This is a genomic window from Alkalimonas cellulosilytica (assembly GCF_036325985.1).
Taxonomy (GTDB): domain Bacteria; phylum Pseudomonadota; class Gammaproteobacteria; order Enterobacterales; family Alteromonadaceae; genus Alkalimonas; species Alkalimonas cellulosilytica.
The window spans coordinates 1-271 of record NZ_JAUHLI010000076.1 but is presented as its reverse complement, the minus strand read 5'-3'; the positions used below and the strand labels follow the sequence as shown (position 1 = coordinate 271).

Below are 271 nucleotides of genomic sequence, written 5' to 3'. Positions count from 1 at the left end.
TGAATCACACCGGGTTTGTCGGAGGCTAATTTTCTTGAGAGAATTAGTCCATGAACAAAAGAACAAGTTATTCAGCAGAAGTCCGCGAACGTGCAGTTCGCATGGTTTTGACCTCAGAGCATGAGCACCCATCCCGGTGGGCGGCGCTGGTGTCTATTTCATCAAAAATTGGCTGTACTCCTGAGACATTACGGGCTTGGGTTAATCGAATCGAAGTAGACTCAGGCAAAAGGCCTGGTGTTACTTCGGATGCAGCAGCCAAAATTAAGCA

1 protein-coding gene is annotated in these 271 nt (G+C 47.6%); it reads left to right on the top strand.

Annotation, left to right across the window (positions count from 1 at the left end; all coding sequences use genetic code 11):
- Positions 1 to 50: 50 nt before the first annotated feature.
- Positions 51 to 271, top strand: a 221-nt coding sequence (locus tag QWY20_RS18620; protein WP_330130465.1) for a transposase, incomplete at its 3' end; no start/stop codon positions are given.